The organism is Allobosea sp. 47.2.35, from assembly GCF_024655635.1.
Classification (GTDB): Bacteria; Pseudomonadota; Alphaproteobacteria; order Rhizobiales; family Beijerinckiaceae; genus Allobosea.
Window position 1 is genome coordinate 67,376 of sequence record NZ_JANLGI010000011.1, and the last position, 16,619, is coordinate 83,994.

At 66.7% G+C, this 16,619-nt stretch carries 16 protein-coding genes; 8 read left to right on the top strand and 8 right to left on the bottom strand.

Annotated features, from left to right (window positions below; genetic code table 11):
• The first annotated feature begins 350 nt into the window (after positions 1 to 350).
• From NUV79_RS14940 to NUV79_RS14965, 6 genes are all read left to right on the top strand, one after another.
• Positions 351 to 512, top strand: a complete 162-nt coding sequence (locus tag NUV79_RS14940; protein WP_197064444.1) for a hypothetical protein — start codon at positions 351 to 353, stop codon at positions 510 to 512.
• A gap of 61 nt (positions 513 to 573) precedes the next feature.
• Positions 574 to 1,863 (top strand): UDP-N-acetylglucosamine 1-carboxyvinyltransferase, encoded by a 1,290-nt coding sequence (gene murA, locus NUV79_RS14945; RefSeq protein WP_257733886.1) that lies wholly within the window; start codon positions 574 to 576, stop codon positions 1,861 to 1,863.
• A gap of 45 nt (positions 1,864 to 1,908) precedes the next feature.
• Positions 1,909 to 2,355: a DUF2948 family protein gene (locus NUV79_RS14950; RefSeq protein ID WP_257733887.1), complete on the top strand. Its 447-nt coding sequence runs from the start codon at positions 1,909 to 1,911 to the stop codon at positions 2,353 to 2,355.
• 38 nt (positions 2,356 to 2,393) lie between these two features.
• Entirely contained in the window at positions 2,394 to 3,686 is a 1,293-nt protein-coding gene (gene hisD / locus NUV79_RS14955) for a histidinol dehydrogenase (RefSeq protein WP_257733888.1), read from the top strand.
• Between the two features lie 38 nt (positions 3,687 to 3,724).
• A complete protein-coding gene (locus NUV79_RS14960) occupies positions 3,725 to 4,213 on the top strand; it encodes a UPF0262 family protein (RefSeq protein ID WP_257733889.1) in 489 nt (162 codons plus the stop codon).
• A 41-nt stretch (positions 4,214 to 4,254) separates the two neighbouring features.
• On the top strand, positions 4,255 to 4,659 hold the full coding sequence (locus NUV79_RS14965; RefSeq protein WP_257733984.1) for an arsenate-mycothiol transferase ArsC: 405 nt from the start codon (positions 4,255 to 4,257) through the stop codon (positions 4,657 to 4,659).
• Positions 4,660 to 4,665: 6 nt separating this feature from the next.
• Here the strand turns inward: NUV79_RS14965 and NUV79_RS14970 are convergent, their stop codons facing one another.
• Together NUV79_RS14970 and NUV79_RS14975 are read right to left on the bottom strand one after the other, a co-directional pair.
• On the bottom strand, positions 4,666 to 6,399 hold the full coding sequence (locus tag NUV79_RS14970) for a pilus assembly protein TadG-related protein (RefSeq protein WP_257733890.1): 1,734 nt from the start codon (positions 6,397 to 6,399) through the stop codon (positions 4,666 to 4,668).
• 35 nt (positions 6,400 to 6,434) lie between these two features.
• Positions 6,435 to 6,863, bottom strand: coding sequence for a TadE/TadG family type IV pilus assembly protein (locus NUV79_RS14975; protein ID WP_257733891.1), 429 nt, complete (start codon positions 6,861 to 6,863; stop codon positions 6,435 to 6,437).
• Between the two features lie 227 nt (positions 6,864 to 7,090).
• Here NUV79_RS14975 and NUV79_RS14980 point away from each other — a divergent pair, with 227 nt between their 5' ends.
• Positions 7,091 to 7,417 (top strand): hypothetical protein, encoded by a 327-nt coding sequence (locus tag NUV79_RS14980; protein WP_257733892.1) that lies wholly within the window; start codon positions 7,091 to 7,093, stop codon positions 7,415 to 7,417.
• Positions 7,414 to 8,871 carry a methyl-accepting chemotaxis protein gene (locus NUV79_RS14985; protein WP_257733893.1) on the top strand — a complete coding sequence of 486 codons (1,458 nt, stop codon included), beginning with the start codon at positions 7,414 to 7,416 and terminating at the stop codon, positions 8,869 to 8,871. The genes NUV79_RS14980 and NUV79_RS14985 overlap by 4 nt, the downstream gene beginning before the upstream one ends.
• A gap of 3 nt (positions 8,872 to 8,874) precedes the next feature.
• On the opposite strand, the gene NUV79_RS14990 is transcribed toward NUV79_RS14985, so the two are convergent.
• From NUV79_RS14990 to NUV79_RS15015, 6 genes are all read right to left on the bottom strand, one after another.
• Positions 8,875 to 10,092 (bottom strand): phosphopentomutase, encoded by a 1,218-nt coding sequence (locus NUV79_RS14990; protein ID WP_257733894.1) that lies wholly within the window; start codon positions 10,090 to 10,092, stop codon positions 8,875 to 8,877.
• Positions 10,093 to 10,094: 2 nt separating this feature from the next.
• Positions 10,095 to 11,723, bottom strand: a complete 1,629-nt coding sequence (locus NUV79_RS14995) for an ABC transporter ATP-binding protein (RefSeq protein ID WP_257733895.1) — start codon at positions 11,721 to 11,723, stop codon at positions 10,095 to 10,097.
• A complete protein-coding gene (locus NUV79_RS15000; RefSeq protein WP_257733896.1) occupies positions 11,720 to 12,892 on the bottom strand; it encodes an ABC transporter permease in 1,173 nt (390 codons plus the stop codon). The genes NUV79_RS14995 and NUV79_RS15000 overlap by 4 nt, the downstream gene beginning before the upstream one ends.
• A gap of 2 nt (positions 12,893 to 12,894) precedes the next feature.
• Positions 12,895 to 13,983: a microcin C ABC transporter permease YejB gene (locus tag NUV79_RS15005; protein ID WP_257733897.1), complete on the bottom strand. Its 1,089-nt coding sequence runs from the start codon at positions 13,981 to 13,983 to the stop codon at positions 12,895 to 12,897.
• Positions 13,984 to 13,990: 7 nt separating this feature from the next.
• Positions 13,991 to 15,859: an extracellular solute-binding protein gene (locus tag NUV79_RS15010; RefSeq protein WP_257733898.1), complete on the bottom strand. Its 1,869-nt coding sequence runs from the start codon at positions 15,857 to 15,859 to the stop codon at positions 13,991 to 13,993.
• 178 nt (positions 15,860 to 16,037) lie between these two features.
• The gene (locus NUV79_RS15015) at positions 16,038 to 16,577 is read right to left on the bottom strand and encodes a c-type cytochrome (protein ID WP_257733899.1); all 540 of its coding nucleotides are present in this window, start codon (positions 16,575 to 16,577) and stop codon (positions 16,038 to 16,040) included.
• Positions 16,578 to 16,619 lie beyond the last annotated feature (42 nt).

Consider the following 16,619-nt stretch of genomic DNA (forward strand, 5'->3'; position numbering starts at 1 on the left):
ATGGTTAATAGCATTAAGGATTTTTACTTTACCAAGCGTCAGGTGGAGCCTTTGGTGCCGCCACGAACCGAGACAGAGCAAGGGCCGCGCCGCCGTCGCTGGAACGAAAATTTCGTGAAGGGCCGGGAACGCGAAGCAAATGGATCGCCTGGCCGGCCGCTGGGGAATGATTGTGACCGGTACGAAAAGCGGAGGTCGAAATTGGCCGCGTCCGGCACGATGCTGGCCCGCTATGGGGCAGGTGGCGTCAGCTGGCGCCGGCGCTTGTCCGGGGGCGTCTCAGGGTCTAACGATACCGCCGCGAATTCGCCGCGTTCCCGCGTTCAAACACCCAAAACCGAGCTGATGCCGTGACCCGCCAGACAGCCGAAGACGAGAAGCAGGCGCGCCTTGCCGCCGCGCTCCGCGAGAACCTGAAGCGCCGCAAGGCCCAGGCTCGCGCTCGCCGTTCGGACGAGGCGCAAGCGCGTGAGCCGGAGCCGCCCTCTCAGGCCGATACTTCCCGGACCTGAATTTCCTTATTCTCCCATGCGCCGCGGGCCTTGTGCCCGGCCGGCCGAGCAGGACCCGACGATGGACAAGATCCGCATCACCGGCGGCCAGCGCCTCAATGGCGCGATTCCGATTTCCGGCGCGAAGAACGCCGCCTTGCCGCTGATGATCGCGAGCCTGCTGACCGACGAGACGCTGACGCTGACCAATGTGCCGCGGCTCTCGGACGTGACCGCGCTCTCGCGCATCCTGTCGAACCAGGGCGTCGATCGCACCGTTGCCGGCAAGCGCATCGGCCAGTCGGCCGAGACCGGCCAGACCATCGCGCTGACCGCGCGCCAGATCGTCGATACCTGCGCGCCCTACGAGCTGGTCTCGACCATGCGCGCGAGCTTCTGGGTGATCGCGCCGATCCTGGCCCGCATGGGCGAGGCCAAGGTTTCGCTGCCGGGCGGCTGCGCCATCGGCACGCGCCCGGTCGATCTGCTTCTGATGGCTCTGGAAAAACTCGGCGCCGAGATCGTGATCGAGAACGGCTACGCTTTGGCGCGCGCACCCAAGGGCCTCAAGGGGGCGGAGATCGTCTTCCCGAAGGTGACGGTCGGCGGCACCCATACCGCGCTGATGGCGGCCGTGCTCGCCCAGGGCACGACCGTGATCGAGAACGCTGCTTGCGAGCCTGAGGTCACCGACCTTGCCGCCTGCCTCGTCAAGATGGGCGCCAAGATCGAGGGCGCGGGCACACCGCGGATCGTGGTCACGGGTGTCGCGCGCCTTGGCGGTGCGCATCACGCCGTGCTGCCGGACCGTATCGAGGCCGGTACCTATGCAATGGCCGTCGCGATGACCGGCGGCGACGTGATCCTGGAAGGCGCGCGGCCCGAATTGCTGCAATCGGCGCTCGACGTGCTCACCAAGGCCGGCGTCGAGATCGATCCGACCAATGAGGGTATCCGCGTGCGCCGCAACGGGCATGGGCTGACGGCGGTCGATGTCGACACCGATCCCTTCCCGGGCTTCCCGACCGATCTCCAGGCGCAGTTCATGGCGCTGATGACCCGGGCGAAGGGCACCTCGCGCATCCGCGAGACCATCTTCGAGAACCGCTTCATGCATGTGCAGGAGCTCGCCCGGCTCGGCGCGAAGATCCGGCTCGACGGTGATGTCGCTCATGTCGAAGGCGTCGAGAAGCTGACCGGCGCGCCGGTGATGGCCACCGACCTTCGCGCCTCGGTCTCGCTGGTCATCGGCGGGCTCGCCGCCGAAGGCGATACCACGATCAACCGCGTCTACCACCTCGATCGCGGTTTCGAGGCACTGGAAGCCAAGCTCAGCCGCTGCGGCGCGCTGGTGGAACGCATCAGCGGTTGATTCTCGACTGTTGATTTTCTTGGGGCGGCTCGTCAGAACAAATTCATGTCAGACGATGCCGCCGACCCTCTGAAGCTCATCGCACTCGATGCTGATGATCTCGCGATTGTCTCAGCCCATCTTCAGGATGCGGTGCTGAAGGCGGCCGACCTCATCTATCTGCCGCGCGAGCAGCGTTTCGCACTCGCGCTGCGCCGCTTCGATTGGGAAGGCGCCCAGCGTGGCCAGCGCCGTCGCCGCCTGACGGCGCTGCATTTCGACCGCGTCCAGTCCGTGCGCAGCGCCAAGCTCGACAAGAACGATCCCGACAAGGTCCTCAACCTGCTCGCCATCACCTTCGATCTGAGCGAGGACCCCGCCGGCGAGGTGACCCTGCATTTCTCGGAAGGAGCGGCGATCCGCCTCTCGGTCGAATGCATCGAGGCCCAGATGAAGGATCTCGGCCCGGTCTGGGAAGCCGTGGCGACGCCCGGTCATCCCAACGGCGCCTGAGCCTCCAGCCCTTTCTCGACGATATCCAAGGACCAGCGATGCCGATCAGGCTCGACGACAGGGATGCCCGCTTCGCCGAGGGCTTCGCCGCTTTGCTCTCCGCCAAGCGCGAGGTCTCCGAGGAGGTCGATCGCGTCGCCGCCGACATAGTCGCCGATGTCCGCGAGACGGGCGACGCGGCGCTGATCGATTATACCTCCCGCTTCGACGCGCTCGACCTGACGCCTGAGACCCTGCGCGTTTCGGAAGCCGAGATCGACGCGGCGGTCGCTGCCTGCTCGCCGGAATTGCTGGCGGCGCTGGAGACGGCGCGCGAGCGCATCGAGACCTATCATCGCCGCCAGAAGCCTGCCGATTCCTGGGTCGAGGATGCCGCGGGTGTCGGCGCCGGCTGGCGCTGGAGCGCGATCGAGGCGGTCGGACTCTACGTCCCCGGCGGCACGGCGAGCTATCCCTCCTCGGTGCTGATGAACGCCATTCCGGCCAAGGTCGCGGGCGTGCCGCGCATCGTCATGGTCGCACCGACGCCGCGCGGCGAGACAAATCCGCTCGTGCTCGCCGCCGCCCGGCTTGCCGGCGTCGACGAGGTCTATCGCATTGGCGGCGCACAGGCCGTCGCGGCGCTCGCCTATGGCACCGCCGCGATCGCGCCGGTCGCCAAGATCGTCGGTCCCGGCAATGCCTATGTCGCCGCTGCCAAGCGCCGGGTCTTCGGCCAGGTCGGCATCGACATGATCGCCGGCCCCTCCGAGGTGTTGGTGATCGCCGACCGGAGCGCCAATCCCGACTGGATCGCCGCCGACCTGCTGGCGCAGGCCGAGCACGACGTCTCCGCGCAGTCGATCCTGATGACCGACGATGCCGCATTGGCGGCCGAGGTCGAGAAGGCTGTCGCGGCGCAGCTTGCGACGCTGCCGCGGGCAGAGATTGCCGGCAGGAGCTGGCAGGAATTCGGCGCGATCCTGCTCGTCGCCGATCTCGAAGCGGCCGTGCCGCTGGTCGACCGGCTCGCGCCCGAGCATCTCGAGATCATGACGGCCGATCCGGACCGGCTCGCAGGTTTGATCCGCAACGCCGGCGCGATCTTCCTCGGCGGCCATACGCCGGAAGCGATCGGCGATTATGTCGGCGGTCCCAACCATGTCCTGCCGACAGCCCGCTCGGCCCGCTTCTCGTCGGGCCTCGGCGTCGGGGATTTCATGAAGCGGACCTCGCTCCTGAAATGCGGCCCCGAGGGCCTGCGCGCCCTTGCTTCGGCCGCAACGCAATTGGCGGAAGCGGAGGGCTTGCAGGCGCACGGCCGATCCGTGACGATCAGGCTCAATCTCTGAGTGCTGTCCGACAAGGCGGCGCCATGGCTGGAGGAGCGATGTCCGACGTCTCGACTGCCACCACACAGCGTCTGGTTGGCCTGACCCTCGACGAGAACTCCCTTGGCCGCGGCACGCCTGATCAGGAGCATGAGCGCGCGGTCGCGATCTACGACTTGATCGAGCGCAACAGCTTCGTCATCCCCGAGCATGACGGTGGGCCGTATCTCGCGCATCTCGCCATGGTCGAGCGGCGCCTCGTCTTCGAGATCAAGCAGGCCGATGGCGCGCCGGTGGTGACGCATCACCTGTCGCTCAGCCCGTTCCGGCGCATCATCAAGGACTACGAGCTGGTCTGCGACAGCTATTACGCTGCGATCCGGACCTCGACGCCGACGCAGATCGAGGCGATCGACATGGGCCGCCGCGGACTGCATGACGAGGCCGCCGGCATCCTGGCCGATCGGCTGGCGAACAAGGTCGAGGTCGATTTCGACACGGCCCGCCGCCTCTTCACGCTCATCTACGCCCTGCACTGGAAGGGCTGACGCGCTTGGAGGCCCCGCGCAAGGTGCAGAGCGTGCTGTTCATGTGCGCGATGAACGCCGTGCGCTCGCCCATGGCCGAGGCCCTGGCCAAGCATTTCTTCGGCAAGTCGATCTATGTCCAGTCGGCGGGCGCCCGCAAAGGCGAGCCGGACGGCTTCGTGCACGCGATCCTTGACGAGATCGGCATCGATCTAAGCAAGCACAAGCCGAAATCGATCGAGGAACTGGAGGAGTGGGAAGGGCTCAACTTCGACCTGATCATCACGCTCTCGCCTGAGGCCCACCACAAGGCGCTGGATCTGACGCGGACTCACGCCGCGGAGGTGGAGTACTGGCCGACCGTCGATCCCACCGTGTTCCAGGGCTCGCGCGAGCAGAAGCTCGATGCCTATCGCGATGTCCGGGATGGCCTGATCAAGCGGATCAAGCAGCGTCTCCAGAGCTGACGATATTCATCGCACCAGCACCGCCCCGCCGCAGCGCACGCCGGTGACCCAGCTATCGGCCTGGCCGAGCCCGATGCCGAGGGTGCCGAGCACGCCGTTCAGGATCTGGTCGAGCGGCGTCGCCGCGTTGGCGATCACGCCGCTGACGAGCCCGTCCAGGCCAGGCAGGCCGAGGCCAAGGCCAAGGGCCTCGACCCGCAGCTCCAGGTCGCCGACGAGGCGTCCGAGCAGTGTCGCGACGAAATTCTGGGTCGAGGTGGTCTTCTTGTCGCCGCGCTGGATCTCGGGATAGCTGAAGCTGACCGCGGCCTCCGAGAGATTGGTCATCGTCACATGGGCGCGGCCGGTGACCTTGGCGAGCCCGGCGGCGTTGACGAGCGTCGCGGCGGGTGGGTTCGGCGCCCTGCTGAAATTGTTGAACTCGGCCATCGAGACCTGCCCGATCCAGGCATCGACCAGGGCGGGCGTCACGCCGAGCGTGACCCGCGAGGTCGAGACGTTGCCAGGAGCGCACTGGATGCCGGTCAGACGGGCCGTCGCCGAGGCGAGTTCGAGATAGAGCGGTACCCGGACCACCGAAGCGGCTCCCGAGCCGACGAGGTCGACTGTCAGCAGCAACCGCGTCTGGGCGGTATGGACGCTGGATCCGGCGCGGCCGACCCGCACCAGGCTGGTGCCGACCGGCCGCTCGCCGATGCCGAGCTTGAGCGATGCGGCAGCGATGCCCGGCAGGTTGAGATTGAGCCCGACATCGATCTGGCGGTTGCCATTGGCAATCTGCGCGACCGCCGAGACGATATCGAGGGCCGTGAGCGAGGCCGCCAGCGGCTTCGGCCCGGAGAGCGGCTTGTCGCCGGCGGGCCCGAAGGAGACGAGGGAGGACAGCTTGACCGGCAGGCCGCTCGCCGACGCGGCGGCGAGCCGGCTCAGTGCGAGGGTTGCGGCATGGTTGCGCGTATCATGGTCGCGGGAGGCATCGACGATGGCTGCCAACACGTCGCCGAGGCGGGCATCGGCCTTCAGCACGTCGTCATAAGTCGCCGCCGTCAGGTTGAGGCGGGTCGCGAGGCGCTTCGAGAAGTCGAACAGGTCGACCCGCGCCTTGACCAGCGCGTCATAGTCCATGACCGACAGCGACACGCCACCGCCGAGCAAGCCGCCGAGCAGGCTGTTGAGCAGGCCGCCATCGAGCCTGAGCAGACGCGAGCCGACCGCGAACGAGGCCTGCGCGTCCTGGAAGGCGATGGCGCTGGAACCGATCGGCACATCGCCGCTGCTGATGCTTGCGACAGCGGTGCTTGCCCCGGGGCGTGGCGGAGAGCCCGGCATGGGCGTGGTCGTGGATGATGACGCCAGGACCCGGCCGAGCAGCAGCGGCGCGGTGGTCCGCATGTCGATCCTGACGGCATTGGCTGTTGCGACGGAGCTCGGGACGAAGCGTGCGTTCGGCGCCTGCTTGGGATCGGGCGTGTACACGCCGGTCTGCAACACCTGGATCGTGCTCCCGGGGAAGCCGTTCTGCGTCGTGCTGGACTGGGCGGCGGCCTGCGCGCGCGGCAGATCGCTGGCGGCGGCGAGGGCGGCGAGATCGTTGGCGGTCTGCAGCTTGCGCTTCTCGTAGAAGAAATTGCCGACATCGACGGCCATCGCACCGAAACCGATCATCACCGTCGCGGAGACCGCGAAGAGGATGGCAGCGCCGCCCTTCTGATTCCGGGTGAAGTTCTTGAGCCTGAGCATGGATGCCCCCGCGCCTTGAGTTCACGAAAATGCGTTCAGTATCCGCCGCGCTGGACGATGGCCCGGCGCTCAATCATGGGTTGAGGGAGTGAGACCATTCGGCTGAGGCTGTCATAGACCGAGCCGCTCATGTCATAGGCGACCGCGACCTCGAAGCTCTGCATCTGCGGTCCGGTCTGGCCGGTCCGGACTCTCAGTTTCGACGGGTCGATGAAGGCATAGGAGCCGGCATGGGCCGTGATGAAGTCGCGGGCGATCTGGGAGCGCTCGGTGTCGCTCAGGCCCGATACGGACGAGCGCGCCGCCTCGGCCGCGATCTGCTGGATGCTGTGGTAGATGCCGAAGACGTAGCCGTAGCCCATGATGCCGACGAGCAGCAGCAGCAGGACCGGCGCGACGAAGGCAAACTCGATGGCGGTGGTCGCGCGCTGGTTTCGGGAGAAGCGGGACAGGGCAGGCAGCATGGCCGTTCCTCGAAAAGTAGATACAACTAAAAGTTGTAAATCTCTCCTCTTGATGAAAAGTAAATGCGACGCCGGACGAGCAATCGCAGTTCAGCCCGGGTGAACGGCTTAAGTAAAATTTTACACGGCTGGGATTGCTTCGCAGGTACGCCGCCGCAGCTCCGAGTGATTCCCCGCCAATGTCATCGATATCTCCTGCGGAACCCGGCGCGGCTCGCGAGGAGCGGTTGTCACCAGCCGGTGGCTTCCTCGTCGCGCTGGTCTGCCTGCTGGTCAGCCTCGGGGCGTTCGCGAGCCTGCCGCGTGCGAAGGATGGGGCTGTTCCTGTCGCTATCGTCTTCCCACCCTGGACCGATGGCGCAGAGGCGATCGCACAAAGCTTCGCCGCCGGTCATCGCGTCCTGCGCAGCGGCCGTTTCAACGCGATCGTCGTCGTGGCGCCGACGCTGAACGGGCAGGCCCCTGCATTGCCGAAGGGCGCGTGGTTCTCCCTTGTCCTCGCGGGTCTCGCCGGATGTCTCGATATCCCCGGCCAAACGGAAGCCTCCTCATGATCTGGACCCTGTCAGCGGTGCGCCACAGGGTCACGCAGGCCCTGCTCGCCCTCGGGTTGCTGCATGTGCCTCTGCTCGCCCTTGGCTTCTGGGCCAATGGGGCATCCGGTGTAGTCCCGGTCGCGATGGCGGCGCTGGTCGTCCTCGTGGCCATGGCGAGCTATCGTCTGGCTGGCCCGGCGATCGTGACGCAGCTCGTGATTGCCACGATGCTGATCGGGCAGGTCTCGATCCTGGTATTCAGCTTCGCCGGGCATCCCTGGCAGCCGGACATCCACATGTACTATTTCGCGGTGCTGGCGCTGCTCGCCGGCTTCTGCGACTGGCGGCCGATCCTGATGGGGGCCGTGCTGACGGCCGCGCACCATCTCGTGCTGCAATATGTCCTGCCGGCCGCAGTCTTCTACCAAGGCGGCAGCCTGCTGCGCGTGCTGCTCCACGCTGTGATCGTCATCATCGAGACGGCGTTCCTGGCGATCTTCGCCGTGGTTCTGCAGCGCATGTTCGCCGTGAACGAGCAGAATCTCGCGCGGGCGCAGGAAGTGGCCGAGCGCGAGCGCTTGGCCGGCGAGAAGGAACGCAATCTGGCGGATGAGCTCGGCCGGCGTGCCGAGATGCTGCAGGATGTGGTGGCCGGCTTCCGCGCGCAGATGGAGCAGGCGATGGCTGTGCTCGACCACTCGGCTGCCGCGATGAACACGGAGGCCGGAGCTCTGACCGAGACCTCCGACCATGTCCGGCGCCAGACCGCGATGGTCTCCGATTCCGCCGCCGGCACCATGGACAGCATCGATCATCTCTCCGCCGCGAGCACCGAACTCGTCGCCTCGATCGGCGAGATCGGCCGTAATGCCGGCCAGTCGGCCGATGGTTCGAAGGTCGCCGCGGACCTCGCTCGGCGCGCCAGCGCCGAGATCGAGCATCTCGCCCAGAGCAGCGAGAATGTCGGCGCCGTCGTCGAGATCATCCGCGGTATCGCCGCCCAGACCAGCATGCTCGCGCTCAATGCCACGATCGAGGCGGCACGCGCCGGCGAGATGGGGCGCGGCTTCGCGGTCGTCGCCAGCGAGGTCAAGACGCTCTCGGCCCAGACCGCCAAGGCCACCGACGAGGTCTCGCACCAGATCGGCACGATGCAGCAGGCCTCGCAGCGCTCGCTCAAGGCGATTCGCGACATCGTCGAGGCGATCGGCGATGTCGAGAGCGTAGCCAACGCGATCGCGCTCTCCGTCGACGAGCAGAGCCGCGCCACGGCCGAGATCGCTCATCAGGTCAGGCTGTCCTTCGAGGGCGCGCAGCGCAGCGCCGATGTCGCCGGCGGCTTCGAGGTCATGACGCGCCAGACCCACGGCGCCGCCCAGCAATTGCAGAATGCCGCCAGCGCGCTCGCCCAGCAGGCTCAGGGCATTCGTCAGGACGTCGCGAGCTTCTGCGGCCGGGTGGCTACGGCCTGATCCTCACCAGGGGCGGCCGGGGCCGACCGGTCCGATGCCGAGGAAGCTGCCAAGGCTCGCCGCAATATCGGCGAAGCTGCCGCGACGCCCGAGCGGCTCCGCACCGATGCCCGGGCCGAAGGCCAGAATCGGCACATGTTCGCGGGTATGGTCCGTGCCGGGCCAGCTCGGATCGTTGCCATGGTCGGCCGTGACGACGGCGATGTCGCCCGGCCGCAGCGCCGCCTCGACATGCGGCAGGCGGCGGTCGAAGGCTTCAAGTGCCGCGGCATAGCCGGGGATGTCGCGCCGGTGGCCGAACTCGGTATCGAAATCGACGAGATTGACGAAGCAGAAGCCGCCATCGGGCAGGCCATCCCAAGCTTCCTGCGCGGCGTCGAGCATTGCCGCATTGCCGAAGGGCTTAATCTCGGTACCGGTGGCGCGATGGGCGAAGATATCGCCGATCTTGCCGACGGTGACGACCGTGCGCCCTTGGTTCACCAGCCGGTCGAGGATCGTCTCGTCCGGTGGGGGGATGGCGAAGTCCTTGCGGTTGCCGGTGCGGGCGAAGCCCTCCTCTGCTGAGCCGACGAAGGGGCGCGCGATCACGCGACCGATCCGCAGCGGATCGACGAGGCCACGCACGGTCTTGCAGAGGGCATAGAGCCGGTCGAGGCCGAAATGCTCCTCATGCGCCGCGATCTGCAGCACGGAATCGACCGAGGTGTAGCAGATCGGCTTGCCCGTCCGGATATGCTCCAGACCGAATTCGTCGATGATCGCGGTGCCCGAGGCGTGCTTGTTGCCGAGGATGCCGGGGAGGGCGCCTTCCTTGACGATGCCGGCGACGAGCTCGGGCGGGAAGGAGTTCTCGAGAGCGGTGAAATAGCCCCATTCGAACGGCACCGGGCAGCCAGCGATCTCCCAATGGCCTGACGGCGTGTCCTTGCCCTGGCTGATCTCGACGCCATAGCCCCAGCGCCCCTCTGGCTTGGCCGGCTTTGCGACGCCGGCGAGCGGCCGGCCGGTCGAGGCCTCGCAGGCATGGGCAAGGCCGAGCCGTACGAGGTTCGGCAGCTGGAGTGGCCCGCTGCGCAGGCCCTCGCGGTCGCCGCGACCATCGGCGCAGGCTTCCGCGATATGGCCGAGCGTATCCGAGCCGGCATCGCCATAGGCTGCCGCATCGGCCGCGCCGCCGCAGCCGACCGAATCCAGCACGATCAGGAGCGCGCGCGTCATGCTCAATCCTTCACTGCGGCGGAGCTGGCGGTATCGAGGTTTAGAGCGGCCGCCAGCAGCGCCTGGGTGTAAGCCTCGCGCGGCGCTGCGAAGATCGCCTCGGCCGGGCCTTCCTCGACCACCTTGCCGTTCTGCATCACCACCACCCGATGCGACAGCGCCCGGACGACCTTGAGGTCGTGGCTGATGAAGAGATAACCGAGCTTGCGCTTCGCTTGCAGCCCACGCAGCAACTCGACGATCTGCGCCTGCACGGACATGTCGAGCGCCGAGGTCGGCTCGTCCAGCACCACGAATTTGGGGTTGAGCGCCATCGCGCGGGCGATCGCGATGCGCTGGCGCTGCCCGCCCGAGAATTCGTGCGGGTAGCGGTCCATCGCTGCCGGGTCGAGCCCGACATCAGCGAGCGCCTGCGCCACGATCTCGCGCTGGCGCGGGTAGCTGAGATCGGGCTGCTGGATGGCGAGCCCCTCGGCCACGATCTCGGCCACCGACATGCGCGGCGAGAGCGAGCCATAGGGGTCCTGGAAGACGACCTGCAAATCCTTGCGCTTGGGCTGGACCTGCTTGCTGGATAGCCCGTCGATCCGGTCGCCGAGGAAGACGATCGGCCCTTCCGATGCGATCAGCCGGAGAATGGCGAGGCCGAGCGTGGTCTTGCCCGAGCCGGACTCGCCGACGACGCCCAGTGTCTCGCCCTCGCGCACCTTCACCGAGATGCCATCCACCGCCTTCACATGGCCGGAGACGCGGCGCATCAGGCCGGACTTGACCGGGAACCAGACCTTGACCGGCCCGGCCTCCAGCAGCGTCGCAGCGTCTGCCGGGACCGGGGCAGGGCGGCCCTTCGGCTCGGCCGCAAGCAGGCGCTTGGTATAGTCGTGCTGCGGGTTGGCGAAGATCTCGGCCACGGGGCCATGCTCGACGACCTTGCCCTTCAGCATCACGCAGACCCTGTCGGCGATGCGCCGGACGATGCCGAGATCATGGGTGATGAACAGCATGGCCATGCCGAGCCGGCCTTGCAGCTCCTTGAGCAGCTTCAGGATCTGCGCCTGCACGGTGACGTCGAGCGCGGTGGTCGGCTCGTCGGCGACCAGCAGTTCCGGCTCGTTGGCGAGCGCCATCGCGATCATCACACGCTGGCGCTGCCCGCCGGACAATTGATGCGGATAGGCGTCCAGCCGGCTTGCCGCGTCGCGGATGCCGACGAGGTCGAGCAGCTCCAGCGTGCGCGCGCGCGCCTTCTCGCCGCGCAGGCCCTTGTGCAGTTCGAGGATCTCGCCGATCTGCCGCTCGATCGTGTGCAGCGGGTTGAGCGAGGTCATCGGCTCCTGGAACACCATGGTGATGTCGTTGCCGCGCACCTTGCGCATCGCGTCCTCGTCGGCCGCGATCAGGTCCTGCCCGTTGAACAGCACCTTGCCGGAGGGGTGATGTGCCGCCGGATAGTTCAGGAGCTTCAGGATCGACAAAGCCGAGACCGACTTGCCCGAGCCGGATTCGCCGACCAGCGCCAGGGTCTCGCCCTTGGCGATCGAGAAGGAAACGCGGTCGACCGCAAGCGTCTCGCGCCCACCCTGGCGGAAGGCGACGGAGAGGTCTTCGACGGAGAGAAGCGGCGCGCTCATGCGAAGGTCTTCCGCGGGTCGAAGGCGTCGCGCACCGCTTCGCCGATGAAGATCAGCAGCGACAGCATCAGCGCGATCACGATGAAGCCGGAGAGGCCGAGCCAGGGCGCCTGCAGGTTCGATTTGCCCTGCGCCAGCAACTCGCCGAGCGATGGTGAGCCCGGCGGCAGGCCGAAGCCGAGGAAGTCGAGCGAGGTCAGGGTGGTGATCGAGCCGTTCAGGATGAAGGGCAGGAAGGTCAGCGTCGCCACCATCGCGTTCGGCAGCAGGTGCCGGATCATGATGGTGCGGTTGGAGAGGCCGAGCGCCCGGGCCGCCCGGACATATTCGAAATTGCGCGCCCGCAGGAACTCGGCGCGGACCACGCCGACGAGCGCGACCCATGAGAACAGCAGCAGGATGCCGAGCAGCACGAAGAAGCCGGGCGTGATGATCGCGGCGACGATGATCAAGAGGTAGAGCGCCGGGATCGAGGTCCAGATCTCGATCAGGCGCTGGAAGATCAGATCGGTCCAGCCGCCGAAATAGCCCTGGATCGCGCCGGCGGTGATGCCGATCACCGAGGAGAAGGCGCAGAGGATCAAGCCGAACAGGACGGAGATGCGGAAGCCGTAGATCAGCCGCGCGACGACGTCGCGGCCCTGATCATCGGTTCCGAGCCAGTTCCATTCGAGGTCGCGGCAGGTCTTGCCGCCCGTGCGTTCGGCTATCGTCTTGCACTGCTCGTCCTTGAGCAGCCAGGTCGGCGGTGCCGGGGCCGGCACCGGCAGGTCGAGATTATGCGTGCGATAGCTGTAGCGGATCGGGGGCCAGATCGCGAAGCCATTGGCGGCGATCTCCTTGGCGATGACCGGGTCGCGGTAGTCGGTCGTGGCGAGGAAGCCGCCGAACTTCTCTTCCGGATAGTTCACTGCGACCGGGAACAGCCATTCGTCCTTGTAGCGCACGACGAGCGGCCGGTCGTTGGCGATGAACTCGGCGAAGAGCGAGAGCACGAACAGCGCCAGGAACAGCCAGAGCGACCACCAGCCGCGCTTGTTGGCCTTGAAGTTGTTGAGCCTGCGCCGGTTGATCGGCGAGAGCTTGAGCCAGCCCTGTTTGGCCTCGGCCGGCGCGAGCGGGATATCGCTGCGCAGGGCGGGCGGCGGAGCGTCGATCAGCGTGTCCATGCTCACGCCTCCCGGCTCTCGAAATCGATGCGAGGATCGACCCAGCTATAGGTCAGGTCGGTGATGAGATGCACGACGAGGCCGATCAGCGAGAAGATGTAGAGATTGGCGAAGACGACGGGATAGTCGCGGTTGACGATCGCCTCGAAGGAGAGAAGGCCGAGCCCGTCCAGCGAGAAGATCGTCTCGATCAGGAGCGAGCCCGCGAAGAGCGCATGCACGAAGGCACCGGGGAAGCCGGCGATGACGATCAGCATGGCGTTGCGGAAGACATGGCCGTACAGCACGCTGCGCTCGCTGAGCCCCTTCATCCGCGCGGTCAGCACGTATTGCTTGCGGATCTCGTCGAGGAAGGAGTTCTTGGTCAAAAGCGTCGAGGTCGCGAAGGCGCCGAGCGCCATCGCCAGCACCGGCAGTGTGATGTGCCAGAGATAGTCCTTGGCCTTGCCGAACAGGCTGAGTTCCGCCCAGTTGTCGGAGGTCAGGCCCCGCAGCGGGAAGATCTGCCAGAACGAGCCGCCGGCGAAGAGCACGATCAGCAGGATCGCGAAGAGGAAGCTCGGGATGGCATAGCCGATAATGACGACGGCGCTCGTCCAGGTGTCGAAGCGTGAGCCCTCCTTCACCGCCTTGCGGATGCCGAGCGGGATCGAGATCGCATAGGAGAGCAGCGTCATCCACAGGCCGAGCGTGATCGAGACCGGCAGCTTCTCCTTGATCAGCTGGAGCACCGGCGCGTCACGGAAATAGGAGCGGCCGAAATCGAAGCGGGCATAGTCGCCGAGCATCTTCAGGAAGCGCTCATGCGCCGGCTTGTCGAAGCCAAACTGCTTCTCCAGCTCCTTGATGAAGGCGGGGTCGAGCCCCTGCGCGCCGCGATAGGCCGATCCGTCGCTCTGCGCCCCGGCATCGCCCATCTGGCCGCCGCCGACGCGATCGGCCGCGCCACCGCTGTTCGGGTTCTGGAGTTGCGAGATCACGCGCTCGACCGGTCCGCCCGGCGCGAACTGCACGATGACGAAGGAAACGAGCAGGATGCCGAACAGGGTCGGTACCATCAGCGCGAGGCGCCGGGCGATATAGCTCAGCATGCCCCGCTCACGCCTTTCCGATCCGCTTGGCCTTCTCGGCGTCGTACCACCAGATGCCCGGCGCGCCGGAGGCGAATTTCGGCTTGGTCGCCGGCCGGTCGTACATGTCCCAATAGGCCAGCCATTCCTCGTCGTTCCACCACATCGGAATCCAGTAGCGGCCGGCGCGCAGCAGGCGGTCGAGGCATTTCGCGGCGACGATACAGTCGGCATAGGTCTTGGCCTGGCCGATCGCCTCGATCATCGCGTCGATGGCGGGATCGCTGATGCCGCCGACATTGCGCGAGCCCTTGGTCTTCGCCGCTTCCGAGCCATAGACGATGCGCATCGTGTCGCTCGGGATCGCGCCGCCCGAGAGCGCCCGGCTGATGATGTCGAAATCGAACTCGTCGAGGCGACGCTGGTACTGCGCGGCGTCGACGAGGCGCGAGGTGGCGTTGATGCCGAGCCGCTTCAGATTGGCCTGGAAGGGCTGCGTATGCGGCTGCAGGGCCGGGTTGGAATCGAGGAACTCGATCTCGAAGGGCTGGCCGTTCGGCAGCTTCAGCACGTTGCCGTCGCGCTTGCAGCCGGCCGCGCGCAGCATCTCGTCCGCCTTGCGCAGGAGGTTCCGGTCGCTGCCCGAGCCGTCCGAGACCGGCGGCAGGAAGGGCTCGCCGAAGACCTCGTCCGGTACCTTGCCGCGCCAGGGCTCGAGCAGTTTGAGCTCTTCGGGGGAGGGCTTGCCGATGGCCTTCGAATCCGAGTTCTCGAAATACGAGGTCATCCGCTCGAAAAAGCCGAACATGATGTTCTTGCGCGTCCATTCGAAATCGAAGGCGAGGCCGAGCGCCTCGCGGATACGCGGATCGGCGAATTTCTCGCGCCTGGTGTTGTAGACCCAGCCCTGCGAGCCGACCGGCTCGGTCTTGGGCAGGGTTTCCTTCTTGACCTTGCCCTCGTGCACGGCGGGGAAATCATAGCCCGTCGCCCAGATGCGCGAGGTGAACTCCTCCTGGAAGGTGATGGCCCCGCCCTTGAACGCCTCGAACGCCACCTGCCGATCGCGGAAATACTCCCAGCGGACCCGGTCGAAGTTATTGGTGCCGATATTCACCGGCAGGTCCTTGGCCCAATAGTCCGGTACGCGCTCGAACTCGATGAAGCGCCCCTGTTCGAGGCGCCCGACCTTGTAGGCGCCGGAGCCGAGCGGCGGCTCCAGTGTCGACGCCGCGAAGTCCCGCGTTGACCAGTATTTCTCGGAGAAGACCGGCAGACCGGCGACGACGAGGTGCAGGTCGCGCCCGCGCTTGGGTGAAAGCTTCACGACGAGGATGTCGTCGCTTTCCGCCTCCGACGAGACGAGTTCGTTGAGCAACAGGCGATAGGAGGGGTGCCCCTTCGCCTTCAGGATGTTCATCGAGAAGGCGGCGTCGCGCGCCGTCACCCGCGAGCCGTCATGGAACTTCGCTTCGGGCCGCAGGCGGAAGCGATAGGTCAGCTTGTCGGCGGAAATCGCGACGCTCTTCGCCAGCAAGCCGTAGAGCGATCCCGGCTCGTCGCCGGAGCCGGTCATCAGGCTGTCGAAGCAGGCATCCATGCCGGCCGCACCGTCGCCCTGGAGCACGAAGGTGTTGAGCGTGTTGAAGGTGTCGAAGCTCTGGTTGCCGCCACCGCGCTTGATCTGGATCGTCAGCAAGCCGCCCTTCGGCGCCTTGGGATTCACATAGGCGAAATGCGGGAAGTCGGCGGGCAGCGCGAGCTCGCCGAAGGTGGAGAGCCCGTGCGATTCGGCTTCCTGCGCCAGCGCCGCTTCGGGAAGGGCAGGCAGGGTGCCCGCGACGGTCGCGGCCCCTGCGGCTTCCAGCAATCTGCGGCGTGTGATGCGCATCGCCATCGTTTCGCGTCTCCGTCTGATTCGCCGTTGTCCTGTGTCGCCTGCGCGCAAGGTTACGGCAATGGCTGGCAGGAGGCGGATTGTGCGGGCACGCGCGGGGCGGGAGCAAGGCGCGGAAATGAAAAAGCCGGGCAAAGCCCGGCTTCGTGATCGCTGAACGGCTGTTGGCAGAGCTGTCTCAGGGCTTCGGCAGCGGCTTCGGCGCGTCGGCAAGGCTGTTCAGATAGGCGACGACATCAGCGCGGGTCTCCGGCTTGGCGATGCCGGCGAAGGCCATGATCGTGCCGGGCACATAGGCCTTCGGGTTCTTCAGGAAATGGTCGAGCGCGTCGGCATCCCAGGCCTTGTCGGTGCGGCCCTTCATCGCTGCCGAGTAGCCGAAGCCGGCAACGGAGCCCTCGTTGCGGCCATAAACGTCGAACAGATGCGGGCCGACCTTGTTGGCGCCGCCCTTGTCGAAGGTGTGGCAGGCCTTGCAGGCCGCGGTGGCCTTTTCGCCCTTGGCGATGTCGGCCTTGGCGAGGCGCACGGCGATCGGCTCCTCCGCCACGGCGGCGGCCGCTCCGCCCGCTGCGGCAGGCTCCTCGCTCGGCAGCTCGAAGCCCGACACGGCAGGCTTGCGCGGCGCGAAGACGATGCCGGCCGTCATGTTGAGGCCCATCACGACGAGCAGCGTGGAAAGAACCGCGCCGGCAATCTTGTTGGCTTCGATGTTCATCGTGTCCGAACCCTGGTGCCCTCCGCGGCCCAGGGCGCGGGA